Below are 24,265 nucleotides of genomic sequence, written 5' to 3'. Positions count from 1 at the left end.
TGTGATATGTCCGTTTCATCGGCCTTCATGAACTATATTATACAGGAGGAATATACGTATGAATGCAAATAAAATTCTCATCATTAACGGTCATCCCGATCCACAGAGTTATTGCAAGGCACTGTCAGAATCCTACGCAGAGGGCGCACGAAAATCAGGTGGGACGGTGGAGATGATCGATCTGAGCGAGATCGAGTTCAATCTTAATCTCCGATACGGCTATCGTCAGCGGACAGAGCTCGAGCCTGATCTGCTGAAGGCACAGGAACTCATTCGCTGGGCAGATCATTTGGTATTTGTGTATCCGACGTGGTGGGGAACAATGCCCGCTGTGTTGAAAGGGTTTATTGATCGGATTTTCCTGCCCGGGTTTGCTATGAGGTATCGGGACAACTCACCGCTCTGGGACAAATTGTTGAAAGGTAAGTCTGCACAGCTTATTGTGACGATGGACACCCCTTGGTTCTACAATGCATTGGTATACAGAAGGGCAGGTCACCGGGTCATGAAATCCAACGTCCTTCAATTCAGTGGGGTATCCCCTGTACGTGTAACCGAGATTAGTCCAATCCGCAAGTCCACGGAAGCGTTTCGTCAGAAATGGCTGGGTAAGGTGATGGAAATGGGGATGAGGCAGGCACGATGATCTAATAGGGATAGGAATATCAAATGAGAATCGTTCATAAAGAGTGAGGAACAAAGGATCAAAGCAAAGAAAAGGATCAAAGCAAGGATCAAAGAACACAAAACAAAAGAAACGAGGCAGAGCACTTCCTGCTTCGTTTCTTTGTTGTGAAGATGAAGCAGCGATAAGTCAGTTGTTAACCTGCTTTTTCACTACTTTTTCAACACATCCGAATGTTTCTTGCCCCAGCTGTTCACGCCGTCGTCTTCAATGATCGAGATCGCCGCGTCAGCAATATCCGGGTTTGTCATCAGTTTTTCCTGAATCCGGAACTTGATATCATCCGCATCCGCTAGACTGAGTCCTTTAGTCAGCTCAATCAGGCCTTCGACATGGTAATACCGGCCCTCTTGAATGATGCGCATCATCTGGATATCAGCTACATGGCTGTCTGCCAGAATTGTCTGGGACACTTTGTCCTCAATATCCTGCGGTGCGGCGACACCGATCAGGCCAATCATGTTGTCGTAGCCGACACGGAAAGCAACGGCAATCATCAGGCATCCGATGATGGTGGTGACAATACCATCTAGCAAAGCGAAGTTTGTCAGTGCAATGACGACAACAGATATAAGCGCAAGCGTCGCTCCAAGCACGGCTACAACGTCCTCGTAGAATACCAGGCGGGTTGGTGGTGCGGCACGTCCTACATTTTTGATTGCTGCAGGCACCAGGGCAAACCCTGTCGCTTTGGGCGCACGAGCTTCTTTCAAAATTTCCTTCATGGCTTTGATGAGGATGGCTCCATCGATCACAATATTAAGCACAAGCACACCAATGTTGATCCACAGTCCCCCTGAGTGACCAGCAGGATGCTGGAGCAGGTGAATGCCTTCGTGAATGGTTTCGTAGGCCATAATCGTCACCACAATTACGGCAATCATACAGAAAATGTTGATGACCCGTCCGAATCCAGTCGGGAAGCGGCGTGTAGGTTTTTTCTCGGATAATACACTTCCGACAAATACAAACCCTTGGTTAATGGCATCGGCCAGTGAATGCATCGCTGACGCGAACATGGCGCCGCTGCCACTGAATATAAAGGCTCCTCCTTTACATAGTGCAAGTATGGCGTTACCCGCCATGGCTACAGCAGAGGATGTGTTGCCTTTTTTGACGAGAGACATAAAGCTCTCTGACTTCGGTTGTTCAGCCACTTCGGTAGTTCCTCCCAGATATGTAGTTGGTGTAGAAAGACAGTCCTTCTTCCGGTAGCTTGTGCATTTCCACTAAATGTTATTATAACCGCCTTTACAACTCCCAGCATTATGAAACAATGGTCATATCATTATCCAGACGATAACGGCTGTTAATATAATTGTTTGTCATTCAATTTGACTTAGTATTCGATCACATCGATCTCACGCAAATTACGATTGGATTGCTCCAGCAATTCGGTGAAGTTTTCAGCCACGTAATAGACAAAGTCAGGATCATGTTTGAATATAATAATCTGTCCATATGTTCCTTGCTCTGTCGGGTCAAAATCCAACATCAAATAAAGCGATCCGCCTCCCAGCTTGCCAAAGGTGATCCATGATTTCTGATGCAAATAAGGCTTGATTCGCGGGTCCAGTTCAAGCATTTCTTCTTCGGAAAAATAGTCTTCCATCCGAATCTCTACAGTACCGTCATGTTCTCTCTTCATTTGTTCAAGCGATAACATGTAGAAGACCATATCTTCATTTTGTGCGGCATCACCTGGAAAAAGAACGTGAAAGGCATATCCGCTGCCGTTTTTACGTTTGTAAAATGCCCGGAAGTCTTCTGGTAGACGTATACTGTAATATTGCTCGAACGCGTCAAGCTCCTCATCGGTTGCTCCTTCCTGTTCGCGGTAGGCCTCCAGCAACTCCTGGTTTTCCTCATCCTGCACCTTTTCTTCCAGCAGTTCCAACAACTCTTGCATGAGTTCATCGATCCGTTGTTCTGACTTTGGTTCTGCCATCATGTTTCGCCTCCTTATGAGCGTTCGCATGTCATACTCATCTAATAAATCTGTTGATGAGATGGTTTCCCACTAGTATAGATTTACTCAGGAAACTCGGACAAGAAACCATAGACCCAAGCGGGAGTCCTACATAATGAACGAATATGGATGTGTAAAAGCGCACTTGTGGTCTATGCAGAGTTGCATTCAGCCACCTAACAATATCTCAAAAAAAAGCGTGAGCAGCAGGTTTACCCTGTGACTCACGCTTTGGTCTCTATGTGGTCTATTGGTTTTAAACCAATCTCATGTTTTGTTATTCAAATCTCCAGCAGGATAAACTCAGGTTACCCAGCTGATATGCCCGGAACAAGAGAGAGGCTTGTTTCTTCTCATCTCCTGCACCCATGGCGATCAGGATTGGCACAAAATGCTCTGGCGTAGGAACCGCTGCCTGTGCAGATGGAGCAAGCTTGTCATATGCGAAGAGGGCATCCGTATCCCAGTGCTCAAGCTTATCTTGGAGCCAGCTGTCGAATTCCATAGCCCAGGAATCTACACCTTGACTTTCCCAGTTCAGACGGCGCAGGTTATGCACGGTTCCGCCACTGCCAATGACAAGAACGTCTTGCTCTCGCAAAGAAGCGAGTGCTTGGCCTACCTGATACTGTTGCTCACCCGTCAGATGACGGTTCACAGAGAGAGCAATTACAGGAACATCTGCCTCGGGATAGAGCAGGCGCAGTACAACCCATGCTCCATGATCCAGGCCGCGCATCTCATCCGTCTGCACTGATATTCCCGCTTCGGTGAACAACTTGACGATCTCAGCGGTTGTTTCAGCATGTCCTTGAGCTGGATATTTGATCTGGTACAGTTCGGGTTGAAAACCACCGAAATCATAGATCGTGTCATATGAGCCGGTTACAGCAGATACGAGCTGTGTCGTCGATTCCCAGTGAGCGGAGAACAGGACGATCGCTTTAGGTTTGGGCAGATCCTGCCCAAGTTTTTGCAAAAATTCAGTGTACGCATTCTCCTCCAATGCAAGTGAAGGAGCGCCATGGGCGATAAACAAAGATGGCATCATGATTCAGTCATTCCTTTCGTATCTTCTGTAGATACCCCAGCATCCGTCCGAAGGAAGTGTTGGAGTTTGGCATATAACTCAGGAGTTACATGGTGGCCCCCGCTGTATGGTACATAAGTAACTTGATTCGTATGATTCCGGAAAAACGAAGCATTATCTTCACCCAGCTGTAACGGGAAAAGGTGATCCTGATCGCCGTGTGAGATAAATGCAGACAGATTGGATGAAGGCTGCAAAGCATATTCCTCTTTTACAAACTGCGGAATGTATCCGCTCATAGCCACGATGCCTTTGATGGCATCCCCCATGACCAAGGCAAGCGTCATCGCCATGATGCTGCCCTGACTGAATCCGGCGATATAACGCCGTGCAGGATCAATGGCATATTGAGCCGACAGCTCGATGATAAGTTGTTGCAGTCCTTGAACCGAGGCATCGTATAACTCGCGGACGGGATTGCCTATGCTTTTGATCTGAAAATAAGCATAACCTCCGCCCTGTACAATAGGCCCACGAATGGCAACAATGATGAAATCGGTAGACAGCGGCTCCATTAATCGAAGCATGTCCTGCTCATCTGATCCCATGCCGTGCAAGGCAAAAATAACAGGATATTGCTGGGCTTTATCGTAATGTGGAGGCAACTTCACCTCATGAATATAAGTAGAATTCAAACCAATACACCTCCAGGTGAAAGATGAGCTGCGATGAATCAAATGTATAAAATGAATGCATAGATCAAACCAATGAAGCAAAAGAGTTGGAATGAATTAATGACAGGGATTAAACTAAAAATAAAAAGTTCACCTATGTGAAAATAATATTCTTATTTATGAACAAAATCTATCATGCTTTCATTGTAGGGTCAACACTTTTTTTGTATGATGAAAATATGTTTTGTATAAGGGAACTTGGAATAAGAATTGTTGTTGTGCTTTTATCTCTTTAGAGGAGGACGTGAAGAAGATGATGAAACATATCGTACCTATTCTTAGAATTTTTGATGAAGCGAAGGCAAAGGAATTTTACATGGATTACTTGGGGTTCAAAGTGGACTGGGAGCATCGATTCGAGGCTGATATGCCACTGTACATGCAGGTGTCGCAGGATGAGATTGTTATTCATCTGTCCGAACATCACGGGGACTGTACTCCTGGTGCGGCATTACGGATTGAGACAGAGCATCTGGAGGAGCTGCATAAGCGGATTTCTTTGCAAAAATATAAATATGCGAGACCGGGTATCGAGAAGACCCCTTGGGATTCACGGGAAATGACCATTACCGATCCATTTGGCAATCGCCTTGTTTTTGTAGAGTCAACGGTTGAATCTTGATTTCAATGAAACGGTAGTTAGAGAGAAGAGAGGGCGGTCACATGGATATTGGCTTGGCCATTCGAACGATACGCAAACAGAAACAGATTACGATTATGCAACTCTGTGAGGGGACAGGGTTGTCCAAGGGGTTTATCAGCAATGTGGAAAATAACAAAACGTCACCGTCCATCGCTACATTAGAAAGCATCGCGGACTACCTGGGCGTCCCGCTACCCTACCTGTTGTTGACATCAGAGCAGCGTATGAATGTGGTTCGCAAGCATGAACGCAAGGAGACTACAGCGGGTAGCGGGCAGATTAAAGTACAGCAGTTAACGGCAAAAGGTGCGATGCGTATGTCCATAGTAGAACTGCCAGCGGGAGCTTCGACCGGGATCAGCAAACATGCGGGGGAAGAGAGCCATCTGGTACTGCAAGGTGTCATCCAAGCGAAGCAGGGGGAAGATGTGGAGACGCTGGAAGCGGGAGATTCGTTTACATGGAACGCGATTGTACCCCATGAAGTGACTAATATCGGCGAGGAACCCGCCGTTGTGCTGATTGCGGTGTCCAAGGAATTGGAGCTGGATCATCTGTTGAACAAGTAAGGTAAGTGAGGCGAGTGAGGAAAGGGACGGATTCTAAAATATGATGTGTACCGTCTGCTTTTATTAGTAAAGATCTGATTCAAGTGTATTACAAAAGCATAAACAGGTGAGGGACACGTGTCCCTCACCTTGTTTTAGTTAATTAGTTCTTCTTTGCGAGTCTTAGCTGTGCCAAATCACAATTCAGCTGCCGTCATCCCCTTGCTTAAATCAAGCCGGATTTTTGCAATAGTCCCTGAATAATTTTGGCAACCTCAGCTCTAGTGATGTAATCCTTCGGTGCAAGCTCATTGCCGCCTCTTCCTGATACAATGCCAGCCTCTACAGTATCAGCTACACTGCTCAGCGCCCATGCAGACACAGTTGCCGTATCTCCATAAGGGCGAAGTATTACATCTGTCGATTGAACAGCAAGATTGCCTTTCAGACTAGTAATCGCCATTGCTTTGGAGAGGATCACCATTGCCTGTTCCCGTGTAATCGTGTCCATCGGACGGAAGGTACCATCTTCAAAACCGCCGATCAAGTGGTAGGCATAAGCAGTATTGACAGCACTGCTGTACCAATCTGTTGATTGTATGTCTGAGAATGAGGTTGCTCCATTCTCCGTCTTGAGTCCCAATGCGCGAACAATGATAGCTGCAAACTCAGCACGGGTAATATCCCGGTCGGGACTGAACATACCATTGCCCGTACCATCGATAATCATCCGTGATCCCATGTCGCTCACTGCTTGTTTTGCCCAATGTTTGGCCACATCTTCAAATTCGAGCGGATGGTAGACAAGAGAATACGTGCTATTCGTCAAGCTATTGATTTGCGCGTAATATTTGCCGTCAATCACGACAATCTTGGTCGGAACATGACGTATGGTTCCGTCTGTCTCAACAACAATTCCTGTGGTAATCTTACCGGGATCAACACCATTCGGAATCACAATATTTCGTTTGACATAGGCATTAAACTTCGATACTTCGACAGTCTTATCTCCGTAGATACCCTTCACCGTGAAGTTTAACGGCGGTACGACAAGCGTGAACGTTCCCTTGGCTGCCGCATTCTCAACAACTTTCACCATATCTGTGGTTGGTTCGGAGATTTCGATTTGTACCTGGATATCTTGCAAGGCTACTGACTTGCCGACCTGCTCGGATATCGTATTAATATTGATTTGTTGCGCTGGAATCGTATAGGTCGCACGATCGGTTTTAATCTCAAGAACAGCTTGCTTGTCCTCCATGTTTTTCACCATCTGACCGTTCAATGAGCCGACGGTCACATGGGATTTGTCACTTACAAGTATCGCCACCACAGCATTTTGGCCTTCCGCAGCGAGCTTGTCCTCTAACTTTTTCTGATCCACAAACACGGTTGTAACGGTTTGACCGTTTCGTTGGGTCCTCGCTACGGTCCCCGCATTTTCCGCTTTACCATTCACAAGTATATCCATTCCCGTATTCGTTTTCTCCGGGATGGTTGGAGTACTAGGCACGGATGGCGTATCGATCGGGATCGTGCTACCGCCGGATGACTTTTGCGGAATAACCGCATTTGAATTAGCGGATGCTGTACTTTTTCCTAGACCATTGATCGCTTTCACCGTAAATGTATAGCTCGTTCCATTCGTTAAACCTGTAATTACAATCGGACTTGCCGCTCCTGTTGTGACTACATTCCCTGATGAATCGGTTACTTCATACCCCGTAATCGGACTTCCACCGTTCTCGGTTGGAGCTGTAAAGGTTACGGTGGCTTCTCCGTTTCCAGCTACTGCCAAAAAATTCGTTGGGGCTGCCGGTACAGTTGCAGGGGTGGCGTTTGCCTGATTCGATTCCCCACTCAAGCCTCCCGAGTTACCTGCTCTCACTGTAAAGAAATAGGTCGTGCCGTTTAGCAAGTTTTGTGCATTGTAGGTAGAGGAATTGACGATAACAACCGAAGCGTTACTAAGCTGACTTGGATCAGTCGCCATATAAAGGTTGTAATACGTCGCTCCCGTTACCGTACTCCAATTTAGGGTGACCTCACCGTTTCCACCGACAGCCACAAGGTTTTGCGGATTTTCCGGTGCGTTCGGCATGTTCACAACTTGCATCACTGTAAACGTCACATCCGTCATCTGGGTTGCTGATAACGTTATTGTTGCGGTATATGTCCCCGCTGGTAAGCCATCTTTCGCTTTCACCGTAAAGGCTGACGTGGTCGCTCCGTTCACTAACGTTGTACTTGGTTGCGTAATCACAAAATCGCTAGCATGAATGCCGCTAACCGTCGCCGACAGATTCGACAAATCGCTCGTGCCAGTATTCGTTACATCGATAGTTTTTGTCTCTTGGGTACCCAGAGCATAACCTTGAGTAAGTGCAGCTAACGTTTGATCCGCAATAGGAGCAATCGTATGGGTAGGCGCGATGTTTACGTTGACCGTAGCGATGTTGCTCGTTGCCGTTGCGGTCTTGGTGCCGCTGACACCGTTGTTCGTGTTCGTTACGACAACATAATAGTAGGTCGTGCCTGTCGATGTCGTCGGTGCGGCATAGGTTGTACTGGTTGCACCCGCAATTGCATTGCCGCCGATCGTGCTGTTCACCGAATTGCTGTACCACTGATAGGACAGCGTTCCGCCGTCATTTACGCTGGCAGCTACGCTCAAGTTCGGGCTGCTATCACCTTCGTTAACCGTATCGCCCGTCGGCTGTGTATCAATGCTTGGTGTTGCCGCGTTGGTCAGAGTATTCACGTTGACCGTAGCGATGTTGCTCGTTGCCGTTGCGGTCTTGGTGCCGCTGACGCTGTTGTTTGTGTTCGTTACGACAACATAGTAGTAGGTCGTGCCTGTCGATGTCGTCGGTGCGGCATAGGTTGTACTGGTTGCACCCGCAATTGCATTGCCGCCGATCGTGCTGTTCACCGAATTGCTGTACCACTGATAGGACAGCGTTCCGCCGTCATTTACGCTGGCAGCTACGCTCAAGTTCGGGCTGCTATCACCTTCGTTAACCGTATCGCCCGTCGGCTGTGTATCAATGCTTGGTGTTGCCGCGTTGGTCAGAGCGTTCACCGTCAGAGTTGCCGCGTTGCTTGACGCATTCCCCGCTGCATTGGTGACCACGACGGTATAACTGCCCGCATCGCCCGATTGCGTGTTACTGATGCTTAGGGTCGCCGCCGTTGCTCCGCTGATGTTTTCGCCGTCTGTCAGCGCATTGCCGTCTTTCTTCCACTGGTAGCTAAGTGGCGCGTCGCCGCTGGCGGTTATACTGAACGTTGCCGTCTGTCCCGCTGTCACTGTCTTGTTGCCCGGCTGACTTGTGATAGACGGTGCCACGGGCGCTGGATTCACCGTCTGTGTAACCGCAAATGTCACGTTCGTCATGCTGTCCGCATATACCGTCACCGCTGCGGTGTACGTGCCTGCTGCCAGGCTGTCCTTTGCTTTCACCGTAAACGTCGTCGATGTCGTTCCGCTGTTTAGTGTCGTCGTTCCCGGCTGCGTAATTACAAAGTCGGTCGCATTGGTTCCGCTTAACGCCGTCGCTACGTTCGTCAAATCTCCGGTGCCGGTTTTCGTAATCGTGATCGTTTTCGTGTCCTGAGTGCCCGAACTGTAACCTGCCGTCAGTTCCGTTGCCGTTTGATCCGCTATCTCTGCTATCGTGTACGTTGGTACATTATCGGTCGTGACACTCACCGTGTTCGAGTTGCCTGCGTTCGCCCCGCCGCTGACCACTAACCGGAAATCATATGCGGTGGCCGCGCTGAGCCCTGTTACCGTCGCAGTCGTCGAATTGGTTGCGATCGCGCCAATCGTGGTCGTTGTCCATGTATTCGCTCCGGCTGGCGACTGCTCGATGATGAGTCCCGTCGCTCCGCTGGCTGCAGTCCAACTGAACGATGCCGTTGTGCTCGTCTTCGCTGTGCTTGCAAAGTCAATGATCGCAGATGAAGGTATATCCAGCTTCTGCATGCGATGGTTGGCCGAATCGGCCACGTACACATTCCCGCTGCTGTCTACCGCCACTCCATAAGGAGTATTAAACTCGCCCAAGCTGGTTCCAGTGCCACCGCCGACCTTTTTCCACTCGCCCCATGTATTCGTCGATAGGGTCAGCTTCTGTATGCGATGGTTGCCGGAATCGGCCACATACACATTCCCGCTGCTGTCTACCGCCACTGCTCTTGGATTGTTAAACTCGCCCAAGCTGGTTCCAGTGCCGCCGCCGACCTTCTTCCACTCGCTCCATGTATTCGTCGATAGGGTCAACTTCTGAATGCGCTGGTTGCCAGAATCGGCCACGTACACATTCCCGTTAAGGTCTACCGCCACTGCACCTGGAACGCTAAACTCTCCCAAACTGCTTCCTGGGCCGCCGCCGACCTTTTTCCACTCGCTCCATGTATTCGTCGATAGGGTCAGCTTCTGAATGCGATGGTTGCCGGTATCGGCCACATACACATTCCCGTTAAGGTCTACCGCCACTGCACTTGGGACGCTAAACTCGCCCAAGCTGGTTCCAGTGCCGCCGCCGACCTTTTTCCACTCGCTCCATGTATTCGTCGATAGGGTCAGCTTCTGAATGCGATGGTTGCCGGTATCGGCCACATACACGTTCCCGCTGCTGTCTACCGCCACTCCCAATGGATTGTAAAACTCGCCCAAGCCGCTTCCAGTGCCGCCGCCGACCTTTTTCCACTCGCTCCATGTATTCGTGGATTTGTTCAGCTTCTGTATGCGATGGTTGCCAGAATCGGCCACATAGATGTTCCCGCTACTGTCTACCGCCACTGCTCTTGGAAAAGTAAACTCGCCCGGACTAATCCCGTTAACAGGCCCTAATACAGACCACTCGCTCCATGTATTGTTGGCTGCGTTCAGCTTCTGAATACGATTACTGTCATCGGCCACATATACATTCCCACTGTTGTCTACCGCCACTCCATTTGGATTAATAAATTCGCCCGAGCCGTTTCCTGAACCACCGCCGCTCTTCACCCACTCGCTCCATGTACCGCTTCCTGCGTTCAGCTTCTGAATGCGATGGTTGCCAGTATCGGCCACATAGATGTTCCCGCTGCCGTCTACCGCCACTGCTCTTGGAGTATTAAACTCACCCAAACCGGCTCCTGCGCCGCCGCCGCTCTTCACCCACTCGCTCCATGTATTCGTGGATTTGTTCAGCTTCTGAATACGATGGTTGTTACTATCACCCACATACACGTTCCCACTGCTGTCTACCGCCACTCCATTAGGAAAATTAAACTCGCCCAAGCCGTTTCCTGCGACTGCGCCGGTACTGGGCTTTTTCCACACGCTCCATGTATTCGTCGATAGGGTCAGTTTCTGTATGCGATGGTTGCTACTATCGGCCACGTACACATTCCCGCTGCTGTCTACCGCCACTCCTCTTGGATTGTAAAACTCGCCCAAACCGAGTCCATTGCCGCCGCCGACCTTTTTCCACTCGCTCCATGTATTCGTCGATAGGGTCAGCTTCTGTATGCGATGGTTGCCAGAATCGGCCACGTATACATTTCCGCTGCTGTCTACCGCCACTGCGCATGGGCTGTTAAACTCGCCCAAACCGCTTCCTGCGCCGCCACCGACCTTTTTCCACTCGCTCCATGTATTCGTCGATAGGGTCAGCTTCTGAATGCGATGGTTGCTACTATCGGCCACATACACATTCCCGCTGCTGTCTACCGTTACTCCTTTGGGAGAGGCAAAACCTCCGGGGTTTGAACTGGAGACCGACCCGATCCGGCCAAATTGACTCCAAGTCTCAGCTGCATAAACCGGGATTTCTAATATGCTTGAACATGCAATAATCAACGCCATGCTCAATATATACAACTTCTTCAACCATTGTTTGGCTTTTCTTTGATGATTCACAGCTCTCGTCCCCCATTTCGACAAAAATCAGGTTTATTATACAAAAACACAATAAACAAAAAATAAACAAGAAATAAACATGAAAGAGCCTTGGAATCTCGATCAATTCCGAAGGCTCTTTCATTCTGCTTGTTTCTATTGTATCAAAGCTACGACAAAATCCCGGACTCGGGCCAGAACGTATACCGGAAAGTCGTATCTACGAATGAGTAAACGAACAAAAGCTACGCAGACCATTGTCCAAATCATAAAACTATAAATAGTACGTGATAAAACATCAATTCATTTTCCTAAAAACAAAATCAAAACTCCAGGGGATGCCGTGTTTACTTTTAAAAGGTTTCTTAATGATTACGATAGAGAAGTGTTCTGCATCATGACTCTGGATACAAACAATCAACCCTATTAGTTCTTGTAGAACACTTTTCGAATTAATTACCTTCAGCATCCTCACGAATACGTTACATATCCTTTATATCATAAACACAAAAACCACCAACCAGCATTCTGGTTGGTGGAGTCACATCTTACTGTGGATTGGTTGTCCAGATGCCTGCGGCTTTGACGAATACGCGGTCAGACAGCTTGAGGGTAGCCAGCGCCAGTTCGGCTACATCTTCGGCTTGCATCATGCGATCCTCATCTCCGATTTTGAGTCCGGCATTCACAGCCAGTTCCGTATTTACGGTGCTTGGTGTCAGCGCGGTTACACGAATGTTCGATTTGCGAACTTCCTGCATCAAGGATTCCGTCATGCCCAGCAATGCGAATTTGGATGCACAATAGGCTGAACCTGTAGCGAATCCGCGCTCACCTGCCGTTGAAGCGATATTAATGATGCTGCCGCTGCTTTCCTTGATCATGCTTGGAAGAATGGCCCGAGTTACATAGTATGTACCCATGACATTCACATGCAGGATGCGTTCCCACTCTTCAGGGTCCATCTCTAGCAGTGTACCGAAACTTCCGATCCCTGCATTGTTAATAAGGATATCGACTGCTCCAAGCTCCATCTCGATAGCTGCGACCGCTGCTTCAGCTTGAGAGCGATCTGAGATGTCTGCTGCAGCACTTGTTACTTTCACGCCATATTGCTGGCTTAAAGACTCTTGAAGGGCTTGCAGATCGGAAGCGGTGCGGGCGATCAGTCCAAGATGTACGCCTTCTTTGGCAAGGGCTTCCGCGATGGCGCGGCCAATACCTTTACCGGCGCCAGTAATGATGGCTGTTTTATTTTTAAGTTCCATAGGAATATTCCTCCTCAGCATTTGGGTTAGCACTTGATTATACTATACTTTACCCAATGATCGGAAATATGCTTCATCACACGTTAGCGCGGTTGGGTGATTCGAATGCTGCCAGAAGTCGTACGTGCCTGGATCACATCCTGACTTATGCCTGGTGACTCCGGTATATTAACGTCGCCCGAAGTGGCCTTGGCCTCATAAATTCCATCAAAATCAGGCGCAGCCTGAATGGATATATCCCCCGATGTCCCTGATACCTGAATAGGCGCTGCGTGAGATTGCTGGATATCAATACTGCCGGATGTGAACTCAACATTAGCCTCACCATTCAATTGTGCAATTTCCACATCTCCTGATTGAATCACGCTATTTACTTTTCCATCCACTTGTTTTGCGGTGAAGCTTCCTGATGTCTGTTCCACGGCTAAATCCCCTTGAATAGCAGAAGCAGCAATGTCCCCTGAGGTCAAAGACAATTCCATGCGAGGAGCTTGAATATCACGCAAAACAATGGAGCCTGAGGTGCTTTTCATCTCCAGAGATTCAGCATGTAGCCCGGTTATATCCCAATCCGCTGAGCTAGAGTGTAGTGTGACATCATTCAAGGGATATCCTTTTGGCAAAGCCACGGTTATTCTTGAATCTTGTTCCCCCCAGTTCCAATTAAAAGAGAACAACTTCAGACGGTTGTGTTTTTGCAGCGTCAGCTGGAATGTGCCATCGGTAAAACTTGCCTCCTCGAAGCTTTGAATAACCTCCGGTTCCCACTTTCCATCCACTTCGATATACGCGGTGTTGTCTGGACTAACGATGAATTCGATATCAGCATTGAAATTGCCATCCAGCTGAATATTTTGCAGATCATCTTGTAGTCCTCCGGTGCTGAGTTCCCACCGCTTGCTGTATGCTTCTCTATCATCCTTGAACTGAAAACCATAGACCGATGTTCCAAGTAAACCTATGCCAATGCAGATGAGAGCCAGTGCTAGCCATTTTTTGGTGCTCATGCAGAAACATCCCCTTTCATCACGTTGATATTCCACCGAATATAGTGAAGTGTCACATTTTTAAATGCGATAAAGACAAATTTGGAGGCAAGGGCAAACAAAATGCCAATACCGAACAGCCCAATAGCAACGAAAATTTCTGTTGTTTCAAGGTGATTCAGATACAGGTAGTCGAAGGCAGCTGCGACAGGAGCCAGCGCAAGCAAGGACAGACTTGCAATTGTAAGCCATACAGACCAGAGGCTAAGACCAATAGGAATCATGAGTGTAAGATTAAGGAAAATCAAGCCTATGCCCACAAAAAAGTTCCGCGTAGCCCGATTGTGATTAACATGTGGTTTCATCTCTCTGAACGTTGGCCCATCAAAGGGATCTCTATCGGATGTGTGAGAGTATGCGTTAGCGTTATACCGTTCGCCGAGTACTTTACGTGCAATTTCCTCCGGGTGGCCGAGCTCACGTGTAATGTCTTCCTCCGATTTGCCTTCACGTAGCCCTAGTGTGAACTTTTGGGCATAATCTGCAAGGAGTTCCGCACGTTCCAACCGGTCCATCGGATGTAAAACGACTTCCATAGCTTGCATAAATTGTTGTCTATTCATCTTGTGTTCCTTTCGCACCCTATGTTTAGTGCAGTGGTAGTGGATTCATCAACGCATTCCGTATTTATGTAATGTCAGATCGTATTATAACTTCCTTCTATACCAGCATACAGAAAAACCGGTTCGGCTGCTTCCGTCTGGAGACGGATACCGATCCGGTCTATGAGATGAAATGTATGTCAGCGAACTCCACGTATATTCACACATGGAGTTCAGAAATACAACTTTTGTACATTTGGTGGGGAAGGGGTTATTCGTTGTATGGATATATAGTTATAGTTTACTTCTATTGTATTTACTGCCCCTGCACATCCAGGATGGGCAGGTCTTCGACCGCAGGCCCTTCAATGACATGTCCCTCATAATTAAAGCGTGAGCCGTGGCATGGGCAGTCCCAGGAACGTTCCCCATTATTCCACTCCACTTCGCATCCCAAGTGGGTGCAAGTTGTATCAACCAGGAACAGCTTACCGCTGGTGTCCTTATAGGCTCCGGCCCTTTTACCGTTATGACGCACGACTGCGCCTTCGTCGTTGCCGAGCTCGTTTATATTTTTGTGCACAATGCCGACTTTGCCTGCAATTAACTCCTTCGCAACATTGACATTCTCTACGATAAAGTGTTTGAAACCCGGGTCTGCCTTGAATCTTGCCGGATCAAATACTTCTGCGTGCGGGTTATCTCTGCCGGTAATTCGGTCTGCCAGCAGATGTCCGGCCATCGTGCCCGTGGTCATGCCCCATTTGGCAAAGCCTGTAGCGACATAGACCCGTTCATGTCTTCCGGTAATCGGCCCGATGTAGGGCACTTTATCGATGGAGATCAGGTCCTGAGCCGACCAGCGAAACGGGATGTTACGAATCCCAAACGTCTCGGCTGCATATTTCTCCAGGCGCTCGTAGTGACCGAAGGTACAGATGCCTTGTCCGGTTTTATGATTTTCTCCGCCGAATAGAATATGCTCTTTACCATTATGAACTACAGCACGGAGTGAACGGGCCGGATCATCATCAGAGATGTACATGCCGCCTGCATAAGGTCTTTCAGGTTCAACCATCACCGCATATGAGCGTTCAGCGTGCAGGCGGGTAAAGTAAAATCCCGGATCATATACGGGAAAATGGGAAGCGACAACGATATGCTCTGCCGTGACGAATGAACCATTATAGGTTCTTACTTTCAGAGAGGATTCCTCCTCAACGTCAGTTACCGTTGTTTGTTCATAGACACGTACCCCTTGTTTTACGGCTGAAGCAAGCAAGTGATGCAAGTAAGCTAATGGGTCGAAACGTGCTTGTCCAGGCATACGAATGCCGGCTCTGGAGGGAACAGGAATCGGGAGGGGGTCTACCCATTCGCCAGGGATGTTGAGTTTGCCATAAGCGGTCAGCTCAATCTCCAGCTTTTTGATATGGTCATCGGACTGAATATAGACATAGGCATCCTCATCAGCCCACTGACAATCGATCTGCTTTTCCTTGACCAGACTACGCATCCAGCTCGCTGCATTTGCATTCCCTTCATAGTACATCCGTGCCTGCTCATGTCCGAAGTGATGCATAATTTCATCATAGATGACCCCGTGCTGTGCAGATACTTTGGCGGTTGTATGGCCTGTTGTGCCGTCCAGTACTTTTCCAGCTTCAAGCAGAACGACACTCAGTCCAGACTGGGCAAGCAAATAGGCTGTGGTGATGCCTGCAATCCCGGCTCCGATAATCACTACATCCGCTGTGGCATCTTCTGTTAACTTCGGATAAGATTCGAATGTATTCGCGGCACGCCACAAAGATTCGGGAACCGGTGGTAAACTTGTGTTCAACTGCTCATTGTTATTCATTGGATTGGTTTCCTCCTAATCATGATCACAGCATAATAGGGGACGTTCAGAAGCAGAAGTCCCTGTACTTCTAATCAGGATTGCCAGAGTATGCCAGAAAAAAACGAGTAGCTAGATATTTTTAAGAAAGGAAGAGGAACATTTTCTTGAAACGTCCCTCTGTTTTTTTATATCAGAATGTTTTATAGTAAGATTACCGAAATCGTTTTAGGTTTTTGGTTAATATACCCTAAAATAAAAATAAATCATGTTTTATAAAGGTATTTTGCCTAATTTAGAGAGGTAATCCGAAAGATATAGTCCGTTTTCATGAATTAAAATGTATTCGCTATCATAATCAATCTATACTATACATTAAAGGGAGAATAGATATGACAACTCATCAAACGAAATATCCGTTTCAAGATACAACAATGGCACTTAACGATCGAGTGAAGGACCTTGTGTCCCGTCTCACGGACGATGAAAAAATTGAATCCATGCTGCAATACCAGCCAGCTGTAGAACGCCTGGGCGTTGCTGCGTACAAACATGGAACGGAAGCCGCTCACGGCCTGGCTTGGCTTGGTGAAGCTACCTCATTCCCGCAGCCTGTAGGACTCGCATGTACGTGGGATACCGAACTGATGAAAGAGATCGGCTCTGTCATCGGAGACGAAGCACGTGTATTTTACAAACGGAATCCTGCCGTCAACGGTCTTACGCTGTGGGCACCCACGGTGGATATGGAACGTGACCCGCGCTGGGGACGAAACGAAGAGGCGTATGGCGAGGACCCGGAACTGACCGCAGAGCTGACAACCGCATTGGTCAAAGGTATTCAAGGAGACCATCCCAAGTATTACAAAGCTGTGGCAACGCTCAAACACTTCCTCGGCAACAACAACGAAGTGGATCGTGGTAGCGGCTCATCCAGCATTGATCCACGCAATATGCGTGAATATTATTTGAAAGCGTTCGAAAAGCCATTCAAGCAAGGCGGAGCACAGTCGATGATGACAGCGTACAACTCGATTAATGGCACGCCGGCTTTGTTGCATCCTTTTGTGAACGAGATTGTTAAAGGCGAATGGGGCATGGATGGATTCATCGTCAGTGACGCGGGCGACGTGATGGGCATCAAGAATGATCATAAATATTATGAATCCCACACACCGGGTACGGTTGAATCGGTCAAAGCGGGGATCGACAGTATCACCGACGATGCCGAACTGTCCAAGCAAGCGCTTCGTGAAGGATTGGAGCAGGGGCTGCTGACCATGGAAGATATCGACACAGCCTTGTTTAATACATTCCGTGTGCGATTCCGTCTAGGTGAATTTGATCCGGAAGAAGGCAATCCCTACGCTGCAATTGGTGAGGAATCCATGATGACGGAGAAGGCCAAAGCGCTGTCTCTCCGGGCGGCAAGAGAGCAGATGGTTTTGCTCAAAAACGAAAATGGTACCCTTCCGTTGGACAAAACCAAAACAGGCAAAGTAGCTGTGATTGGCCAACTCGGCGGAACGGTCTATCGGGATTGGTATGCTGGCACGATGCCCTACAGCGTGACACCTCTGGAAGCGATTCGGAGCAAGGTGGGCAGCGATAACGTAACCTACCAGGACGGTGACTATCGCATCACACTGAAATCAGCAGCAAGTGGAAAAAAGCTGGGCCTTGTCAGAGTGGAGGGCTCATCTGAGATGGCAGTAGGAGCCTCAGAAGAAGCCGAGACATTCCGAGTGACGGATTGGGGGTTCGGCAGTTACACGTTGCAGGCAGAGAGTAACCGCAAATACCTGACCACAGATGAAGAGTCGGTCACTGCCTCGGCTAATGAAGTGTACGGCTGGTTTGTCAAAGAAGTGTTTCATCTGTTGCCACAGGCGGAGGGTCGTGTGGGGCTTACCACATGGAATGGTAGAGTCGTGACGACATCGAACGCTGGCCATGATGGACTCAAGGTGGCCGAAGAGTTGACAACATTCGGTGATGCAGAGCTATTCGAGCAAAATGTCGTAACGAATGGGATCGACGAGGCTGTTGCTGTAGCCAAAGAAGCCGAGACAGCGATTGTATTTGTCGGTAACAACCCGCTTGTCAACGGTAAAGAAGAAGTGGACCGCCCAAGTATGGAGCTGGCTGAATCACAGCTTCAGCTGGTGAAGGCAGTACATGAAGCTAACCCGAACACCGTAGTGGTGATTGTAGGAAGTTATCCATTTACCTGTAACTGGGTTCAGGAGAATATTCCAGCGGTACTATATACGTCACACGCCGGACAGGAGCTGGGTAACGCAGTCGCTGACGTATTGTACGGAGACTACGCACCAGCGGGCCGTCTGAACATGACATGGGTACAATCAGAAGATCAACTTCCCGATATTCGGGATTATGACATTATCCAAGCGGGCCGCACGTATCAATATTTTGAAGGAAATGTGCTATATCCGTTCGGACATGGTCTGACCTATGCTTCATTTAAATACAGCAATCTGGAGATTAGCCCTGCGCAAGCAGGAAAAGACGATCGCGTGACCATTCGAGTGGATGTGACGAATACCAGTTCAATTGCCAGCGACGAGGTCGTGCAGTTGTATGTGCGTGCAGGAAAGTCACGAGTGAAACGTCCACTTAAAACGCTAAAAGCTTTCCGACGTCTGCATATTGAAGCTGGAGCGACAGCGACTGTTCATTTTGACCTGCCCGTTCAGGAACTCGCGATCTGGGATGTTACCCGTGATCGCTATGTGGTGGAGGACGGCATCTATTCCATTATGGCTGCCAAATCTTCCTCGGATGTGCAGTTAGTCGCGGATCTCAAGGTAGAAGGGGAGACGATCCCTGCACGTGACTTGAGTGTGACTACACGCGCCGAGAACTACGATGCGTATCTGGGTGTGGAGCTGGATGAGTGCAAAGAGGGCGGAACAGCTGTCCATGTTATTGGTGAGCAAGGATGGATTGCCTTTAAGAATACCGACCTTGGCAACGGGGCCACCACGTTTGAAGCTCGCGTATCCTCAGAACAGCAGGGAGGTGTGCTGGAGGTGAGATTGGGTACGCCGGATGGTACAATTGCAGGACGTGTAGAGCTGGCACAGAGCGGTGCCCAGCAGTGGTCTACAGTAGAGGTTGAACTGACAGGCGCATCAGGAGTGCAGGATATCTATCTGATATTACCTGCGGGCGTCCGTGTTCGTCATTTTGAGGTTCATTAACATATAGAAAATGTAAACGATAGAGAGCAGGATAGAAGAGGTCGCTGACCATCTTTTTCCTATTCTCTATTATGCGAGGTCAACCTGTTTTTAACGGTTGGCCTTTTTTTATTTTTACATGATCCCCATTCAAAAAAAGCAATTATATCACGATATATATTATATAGTGTCATATCATATGCTGGACGCATAGGTGGGGAAAGAGGTCGAACCCGAACTCATTCTTTATCAGGACGGATATGTAAGCTAGAAAAGTAAAGGAAAAGGGGAATCTGCAATGTTACGCTACTTCCGCAATCGAAGTTTGGTTTTCACCAGTTCTGTCCTGATTGCCATCATTTTGTTTGTAATGATCATCCTGATGAGTGTGTTGAATTTCAAACAAAGTCAGCAGGCTTACTACGAAGAAATCAATCAGGTAGGTAAGGCGCTGTCCAATCAGCTCCAGCTCAACCATAAGTGGGTAGAACAGGCGAATCAGCAACTGGAGGCTTCACCTAAGCCAACATCTCCCGAACTCACGTCATTGAAAGAACAACTCGATGCGATGACCGGTGTTGCCTCTATTGCAAATGCTTATATATTCAAATCGGATATTATCGAACGGGATGGGAAACAGATCTTAACGGGGGTGCAAGTCAATCAGGCACTCTATGATCTGGAGATGGTCCCCGGTGTCGAATACGAAATTCCAGAAGTAGTTCAAGATACATATGATCATGTATTCCAGAACGGAACCGCTTTTACAGAATCATACACGGATACTGCAGGGACGTGGGTGACCTATCTAAGCACGATCAAAGATGATACGGGTAAGACGATTGCTATTTTTGGTCTGGATTTGGACGCAGCCCAAGTGAAGCAGGATCAGATGTGGATGTTTTTGTATAGTCTGGGGAGTGGATTTGTCATTGCGGTCATTATGATTATAGTTATGGTCATTCTGGCTCGAATTGTACTTCGACCATTACAGAAACTCGCAGATGTATCGAAGCAGGCGGCAGGCGGCAATCTGACAGTCAGTCTGGATGTACGCAATAACAATGAGATCGGCCAAACGGCCAACGCATTTAATCATATGCTTGGGGGGCTACAGCAACTGATTACAGGCATTCAGTCCACTTCTGCGAGTGTGACCCGCTCAGCTGCGGATCTGCAGATGAGTTCGGAACGTACCACTGAAGCTTCACAAGAGATTACCGAATCGATGTTGCAGGTGTCCTCCGGGGCAGAACAGCAACGACAATCCACGAATGAATGCCAGGAGTCCATCGGCGAGATGGTCATTGGCATCAAACGAATTGCTGACTCATCTCAGGTGGTTGCTGAACTGGCTTCGGATACAACGGATCTCGCTAGCCGAGGTGAGGCAGATATTACAACGATGGTCGATCAGATGCAGAAGATTGAACTTAACATGTCAGGCACGGTTGTAGTTCTTCATGATCTTCAACAATTGAACAGCAGCATCGGTGGAATCATGTCCATGATTCGGGATATTGCGGATCAGACGAGCCTGCTTGCGCTGAATGCTTCCATTGAGGCAGCTAGAGCAGGGGAGACAGGAAGAGGCTTTGCTGTGGTTGCACAGGAGATTCAGAAGCTTTCGAATCGCTCCAAAGAGTCTTCTGATCAGATCGACCAGATTCTTCAAGGTATCCTTAATCATACGGAGAAGGCCGTAACTTCCATTGAAGAGTCAGTGGATGTCGCTAAACGAGGAGCAGAGACATCCGTAGTAACGGCAGAAACATTCCGCCAGATTGTCGAATCTATTCAGAAGGTATCGGGACAAGTCTACGAAGTATCCGCCGCCTCTGAGCAAATGTCAGCCAGCAGTGATCAGATTGCTGCTTCTTTGGAGCAATTGGGTGTTGTGGCTTCGGATTCATCCGGTAACGCGAACAAGGCTCGTGCTTCTTCGGAAGAACAACTGGCGCTGATGGAAGAAGTATCGAGTCTCTCTCACGAGCTGAGAAGTTTGGCTTACGAACTGAATCAGGTCATCCAAAGGTTTCAGGTGTAAAAGGAGAAAAAACATCGTTACACTGCACCAAGATGCAATGTAACGATGTTTCCAGATGCTTGCGTTGCGCGCACGTCAATCAAGCGCTGATTACGACTTCCACGGAAGGGCAGAGATACATCACGCTCTGCTGCAAGGTAACGCCCGTCGATAATCACGTCACATAGCTGTGCAAGCTCTGCTCTTTCCGGGTCGGCGATGAGTTCCTCATATTCGAATCCGGTGTAGGCCCATACCGTCAGATCTGGCCTTGCATCTCGAAACTGACGTACCCAACGAGTACATGCTGCTGCTGAGAAAAAGGGGTCACCCCCGCATAACGTCACGCCATCCAGTAACGGATGGTTCGTGATCTCATGCAAAATCTGTTGCTGCCGCTTTTCTGTAAAGGGTTCACCTGCGCGAAAACTCCACGAATCCGGGCTGAAGCAGCCCGGACATGCGTGGCGGCATCCGCTGATAAACAGCACAGCTCGCAGGCCGGTTCCTTCATTGACCGATTCGGGAATGTAACCAAACAGATTCACCGGTGTTTCACCCGATCCCGCACTTCGGCCTGCTTCGCAGCATTGAAGCGTACCTTGTAATCTCCTGTCAGATAACCGGTTACACGGCGCAAGCGCTGGAAGTGAACCTCATTCTCGTGAACTTTGCATCCCGGACAGGTATCACCGATGACTCCCTCATACCCGCATTCAGGACAGCGATCAATCGGATGGTTAATCGAAAAGTAACCGATATCCTGTGCCAGCGCGTACTGTACGATGCGCATAAAGGCTGCTGTATTCGCCCGCACATTGCCGTCAAGTTCGACATAAGAGATGGCTCCGGCATTACATAGAGCATGGAATGGAGCTTCCAGTTCAATCTTACGGTAGGCGGGAAGGTTATGATAGACCGGAATATGGAATGAATTCGTATAGTATTCACGTTCATTCACACCGGAGATCGGGCCGTAACAGGCTCGGTCTATTTTGGTGAATTTGCCGGATAAACCTTCAGCAGGTGTAGCAAAGAGCGTAACGTTCAGGTTATGCAGCTCACTCATCCGATCACAGAACTCTCTCATCGTACGGATGACATTCAGCGCCTCGCGATGCACATGCATATCTTGTCCGTGATGGCGTCCATACATAGCAGTCATACATTCGGCGAGCCCGATAAATCCAAGAGACAACGTGCCGTGTTTCAACAGATCGGCAACCGGCTCATCCGGTTCCAATTTCTCTCCGCCTTCCCATACCCCTTCACGCATCATGAAGTCCGATGATTTGGCAGGCTGTTTTTTCTGAATGGCATACCGATGAAGTAAACCCTCCACGGCATTGTACATGATTTTATCCAGGGCCACATAGAATCCTTCCCGATCCGCAACAGCCCGACTGTTCTGGCAGATGCCAAATCGAATTCCCAGCTTCACCAGATTGACTGTATTGAAGGACAGATTACCTTTACCACTTTGCCGATTTCGTCCAAAGCGATCCGCAAGGGTGCGTGTGCGGCAGCCCATCGTTGCAATGATCGTATCCGGGTCTTCCGGGTGATAGTAAGGTAGATTAAATGATGCGTCCACGTTGACAAAGTTAGGGTACATGCGCCGTGAAGAACAGGTTACCGCGAGGCGGAATAAGTCATAGTTCGGGTCGCCCTGAGCTTGGTTAACCCCTTGCTTACACTGGAAAATATGCTGTGGAAATACAGGCGTTTCCCCATGTCCGAGGCCACGAATCGTTGCTTCGAGCAGGGAGCGGGACACCAGACGACCCTCCGCTGATGTACACATACCATAGTTTAGCGATGTAAAAGGAATCTGTCCGCCCGCTCGGCTACTCATCGTATTGAGGTTATGTATAAGAGATTCGGCGGCTTGTCCTGTCTCCAGTTCTGTTTCCTCACTTGCAAAAGCAAATGCCCGCGGGCACTGTTGCTTCGCTTCAGCACTGTTCAGATGAAGCTGCTCGTCCGTCAGCAAGGCTTGTTCATCAAAAAGCCGTTGACCTTTGCGAAAATGCTTGATGAAAGAGCGTTGTACGTAAGGCGCCAGATCCCAGTCGATTTTGTTGGCAGATACGCCGCCGTACTGACTGTTTTGCTGTGACTGGAAGATGATCGCGACCAGAGCCATCGCAGACATGATGGTCTGTGGTGTGCGAACCGATCCGTTCCCTGTATTGAAGCCAGAAGCAAGCAATCGATCGAATGGAATAAAAATGCAGTTCGTTGTTCCAAGGGCATACTGATCCAGATCGTGCACATACAGATCGCCATTCTCCACCGCATCGGCAAGCACCTCTGGCAATACATGACGCATGGCATGCCATTTGGCTGTCTCCGATCCGAGCCTGCTCATCTTGCCGCTGAAGGAATCTCCATTCAGATTTGCATTCTCCCTCAGCGTATCAGCGTCTTCTGCGCCAATTATACGTCTTCCCAGGTCAGATAACAGATCGGTTGCCGGTGCTGCGGCATGCTCAAGCATAGTCATGTAACGTGCCTCCTAAATGATTTTTAAATAGATTATAATTTGATTAATATATGAGTTATATACTACATGTAGGTTTGTATTATCCATTTATAAACTATATGTGGGTTTTTGGGTGTGATTATGATCACACCCCCTGTGAGGTGGAAGAGCATCTTCCGGGATTTGGCGCGGGTTTAAGGTTCCCAAAATTCAAACAGAAGCGTATAATTTCTATTTACCCTGCAAGTATAAACTTATAAGTTAGATACCGTGGATCGAAGCATTTTTTTAGATCTGTTCGGTGAGAGAAGAGGTTACAGGCACCAGGATGATTCTCTTGTACTTCTGTGGTGTTA

16 protein-coding genes are annotated in these 24,265 nt (G+C 48.4%); 5 read left to right on the top strand and 11 right to left on the bottom strand.

Annotation, left to right across the window (positions count from 1 at the left end; all coding sequences use genetic code 11):
- The first annotated feature begins 58 nt into the window (after positions 1 to 58).
- Positions 59 to 646 (top strand): NAD(P)H-dependent oxidoreductase, encoded by a 588-nt coding sequence (locus tag MKY23_RS26390; RefSeq protein WP_090924117.1) that lies wholly within the window; start codon positions 59 to 61, stop codon positions 644 to 646.
- Between the two features lie 191 nt (positions 647 to 837).
- Here MKY23_RS26390 and MKY23_RS26385 read toward each other — a convergent pair whose 3' ends face one another.
- The 4 genes from MKY23_RS26385 to MKY23_RS26370 all read right to left on the bottom strand — a co-directional run bounded on the left by MKY23_RS26385 (position 838) and on the right by MKY23_RS26370 (position 4,379).
- Entirely contained in the window at positions 838 to 1,842 is a 1,005-nt protein-coding gene (locus tag MKY23_RS26385; RefSeq protein WP_090924118.1) for a cation diffusion facilitator family transporter, read from the bottom strand.
- Positions 1,843 to 2,024: 182 nt separating this feature from the next.
- A complete protein-coding gene (locus MKY23_RS26380; protein WP_260510995.1) occupies positions 2,025 to 2,636 on the bottom strand; it encodes an SMI1/KNR4 family protein in 612 nt (203 codons plus the stop codon).
- A 295-nt stretch (positions 2,637 to 2,931) separates the two neighbouring features.
- Positions 2,932 to 3,705, bottom strand: a complete 774-nt coding sequence (locus MKY23_RS26375) for a class III extradiol ring-cleavage dioxygenase (RefSeq protein ID WP_221789667.1) — start codon at positions 3,703 to 3,705, stop codon at positions 2,932 to 2,934.
- Positions 3,702 to 4,379, bottom strand: a complete 678-nt coding sequence (locus MKY23_RS26370; RefSeq protein ID WP_221789668.1) for an alpha/beta hydrolase-fold protein — start codon at positions 4,377 to 4,379, stop codon at positions 3,702 to 3,704. The genes MKY23_RS26375 and MKY23_RS26370 overlap by 4 nt, the downstream gene beginning before the upstream one ends.
- A 292-nt stretch (positions 4,380 to 4,671) precedes the next feature.
- On the opposite strand from MKY23_RS26370, the gene MKY23_RS26365 reads away from it, so the two are divergent.
- Both MKY23_RS26365 and MKY23_RS26360 read left to right on the top strand, forming a co-directional pair.
- On the top strand, positions 4,672 to 5,040 hold the full coding sequence (locus MKY23_RS26365; RefSeq protein ID WP_090924122.1) for a glyoxalase superfamily protein: 369 nt from the start codon (positions 4,672 to 4,674) through the stop codon (positions 5,038 to 5,040).
- A 41-nt stretch (positions 5,041 to 5,081) separates the two neighbouring features.
- The gene (locus MKY23_RS26360; RefSeq protein WP_145333555.1) at positions 5,082 to 5,630 is read left to right on the top strand and encodes an XRE family transcriptional regulator; all 549 of its coding nucleotides are present in this window, start codon (positions 5,082 to 5,084) and stop codon (positions 5,628 to 5,630) included.
- A 205-nt stretch (positions 5,631 to 5,835) separates the two neighbouring features.
- Here MKY23_RS26360 and MKY23_RS26355 read toward each other — a convergent pair whose 3' ends face one another.
- The 5 genes from MKY23_RS26355 to MKY23_RS26335 all read right to left on the bottom strand — a co-directional run bounded on the left by MKY23_RS26355 (position 5,836) and on the right by MKY23_RS26335 (position 16,216).
- Positions 5,836 to 11,520 carry an S-layer homology domain-containing protein gene (locus MKY23_RS26355; RefSeq protein ID WP_339833380.1) on the bottom strand — a complete coding sequence of 1,895 codons (5,685 nt, stop codon included), beginning with the start codon at positions 11,518 to 11,520 and terminating at the stop codon, positions 5,836 to 5,838.
- Between the two features lie 527 nt (positions 11,521 to 12,047).
- Positions 12,048 to 12,767 (bottom strand): 3-ketoacyl-ACP reductase, encoded by a 720-nt coding sequence (locus tag MKY23_RS26350; protein WP_090924125.1) that lies wholly within the window; start codon positions 12,765 to 12,767, stop codon positions 12,048 to 12,050.
- A gap of 83 nt (positions 12,768 to 12,850) precedes the next feature.
- On the bottom strand, positions 12,851 to 13,774 hold the full coding sequence (locus MKY23_RS26345; RefSeq protein ID WP_339833374.1) for a DUF4097 family beta strand repeat-containing protein: 924 nt from the start codon (positions 13,772 to 13,774) through the stop codon (positions 12,851 to 12,853).
- Positions 13,771 to 14,376 (bottom strand): DUF1700 domain-containing protein, encoded by a 606-nt coding sequence (locus MKY23_RS26340; protein WP_339833371.1) that lies wholly within the window; start codon positions 14,374 to 14,376, stop codon positions 13,771 to 13,773. The genes MKY23_RS26345 and MKY23_RS26340 overlap by 4 nt, the downstream gene beginning before the upstream one ends.
- Before the next feature lie 295 nt (positions 14,377 to 14,671).
- Positions 14,672 to 16,216 carry an FAD-dependent oxidoreductase gene (locus MKY23_RS26335; protein ID WP_339833368.1) on the bottom strand — a complete coding sequence of 515 codons (1,545 nt, stop codon included), beginning with the start codon at positions 16,214 to 16,216 and terminating at the stop codon, positions 14,672 to 14,674.
- 371 nt (positions 16,217 to 16,587) lie between these two features.
- Between MKY23_RS26335 and MKY23_RS26330 the strand changes: the two genes are divergently transcribed.
- Together MKY23_RS26330 and MKY23_RS26325 are read left to right on the top strand one after the other, a co-directional pair.
- On the top strand, positions 16,588 to 19,419 hold the full coding sequence (locus MKY23_RS26330; RefSeq protein ID WP_339833365.1) for a glycoside hydrolase family 3 C-terminal domain-containing protein: 2,832 nt from the start codon (positions 16,588 to 16,590) through the stop codon (positions 19,417 to 19,419).
- 277 nt (positions 19,420 to 19,696) lie between these two features.
- On the top strand, positions 19,697 to 21,445 hold the full coding sequence (locus MKY23_RS26325; RefSeq protein ID WP_090924130.1) for a methyl-accepting chemotaxis protein: 1,749 nt from the start codon (positions 19,697 to 19,699) through the stop codon (positions 21,443 to 21,445).
- A 17-nt stretch (positions 21,446 to 21,462) separates the two neighbouring features.
- Here the strand turns inward: MKY23_RS26325 and nrdG are convergent, their stop codons facing one another.
- Together nrdG and MKY23_RS26315 are read right to left on the bottom strand one after the other, a co-directional pair.
- Complete coding sequence (nrdG, locus tag MKY23_RS26320) at positions 21,463 to 21,972, bottom strand: anaerobic ribonucleoside-triphosphate reductase activating protein (protein WP_339833362.1); 510 nt, start codon at positions 21,970 to 21,972, stop codon at positions 21,463 to 21,465.
- On the bottom strand, positions 21,969 to 23,930 hold the full coding sequence (locus tag MKY23_RS26315) for an anaerobic ribonucleoside triphosphate reductase (protein ID WP_339833359.1): 1,962 nt from the start codon (positions 23,928 to 23,930) through the stop codon (positions 21,969 to 21,971). The genes nrdG and MKY23_RS26315 overlap by 4 nt, the downstream gene beginning before the upstream one ends.
- Positions 23,931 to 24,265 lie beyond the last annotated feature (335 nt).

Source organism: Paenibacillus sp. FSL R7-0272 (genome assembly GCF_037969905.1).
Taxonomy (GTDB): Bacteria; Bacillota; Bacilli; order Paenibacillales; family Paenibacillaceae; genus Paenibacillus; species Paenibacillus polysaccharolyticus.
This window is presented reverse-complemented; position numbering and strand designations above follow the sequence as displayed.

Bases quoted from the DNA above. Each gene is read 5' to 3' on its own strand.
- MKY23_RS26365 (WP_090924122.1), top strand. From the start codon at position 4,672: ATGATGAAACATATCGTACCTATTCTTAGAATTTTTGATGAAGCGAAG.
- MKY23_RS26345 (WP_339833374.1), bottom strand. From the start codon at position 13,774: ATGAGCACCAAAAAATGGCTAGCACTGGCTCTCATCTGCATTGGCATA.
- MKY23_RS26315 (WP_339833359.1), bottom strand. From the start codon at position 23,930: ATGACTATGCTTGAGCATGCCGCAGCACCGGCAACCGATCTGTTATCT.
- MKY23_RS26350 (WP_090924125.1), bottom strand. From the start codon at position 12,767: ATGGAACTTAAAAATAAAACAGCCATCATTACTGGCGCCGGTAAAGGT.
- MKY23_RS26390 (WP_090924117.1), top strand. From the start codon at position 59: ATGAATGCAAATAAAATTCTCATCATTAACGGTCATCCCGATCCACAG.
- MKY23_RS26360 (WP_145333555.1), top strand. From the start codon at position 5,082: ATGGATATTGGCTTGGCCATTCGAACGATACGCAAACAGAAACAGATT.
- MKY23_RS26325 (WP_090924130.1), top strand. From the start codon at position 19,697: ATGTTACGCTACTTCCGCAATCGAAGTTTGGTTTTCACCAGTTCTGTC.
- MKY23_RS26380 (WP_260510995.1), bottom strand. From the start codon at position 2,636: ATGATGGCAGAACCAAAGTCAGAACAACGGATCGATGAACTCATGCAA.
- MKY23_RS26375 (WP_221789667.1), bottom strand. From the start codon at position 3,705: ATGATGCCATCTTTGTTTATCGCCCATGGCGCTCCTTCACTTGCATTG.
- MKY23_RS26335 (WP_339833368.1), bottom strand. From the start codon at position 16,216: ATGAATAACAATGAGCAGTTGAACACAAGTTTACCACCGGTTCCCGAA.
- MKY23_RS26340 (WP_339833371.1), bottom strand. From the start codon at position 14,376: ATGAATAGACAACAATTTATGCAAGCTATGGAAGTCGTTTTACATCCG.
- MKY23_RS26330 (WP_339833365.1), top strand. From the start codon at position 16,588: ATGACAACTCATCAAACGAAATATCCGTTTCAAGATACAACAATGGCA.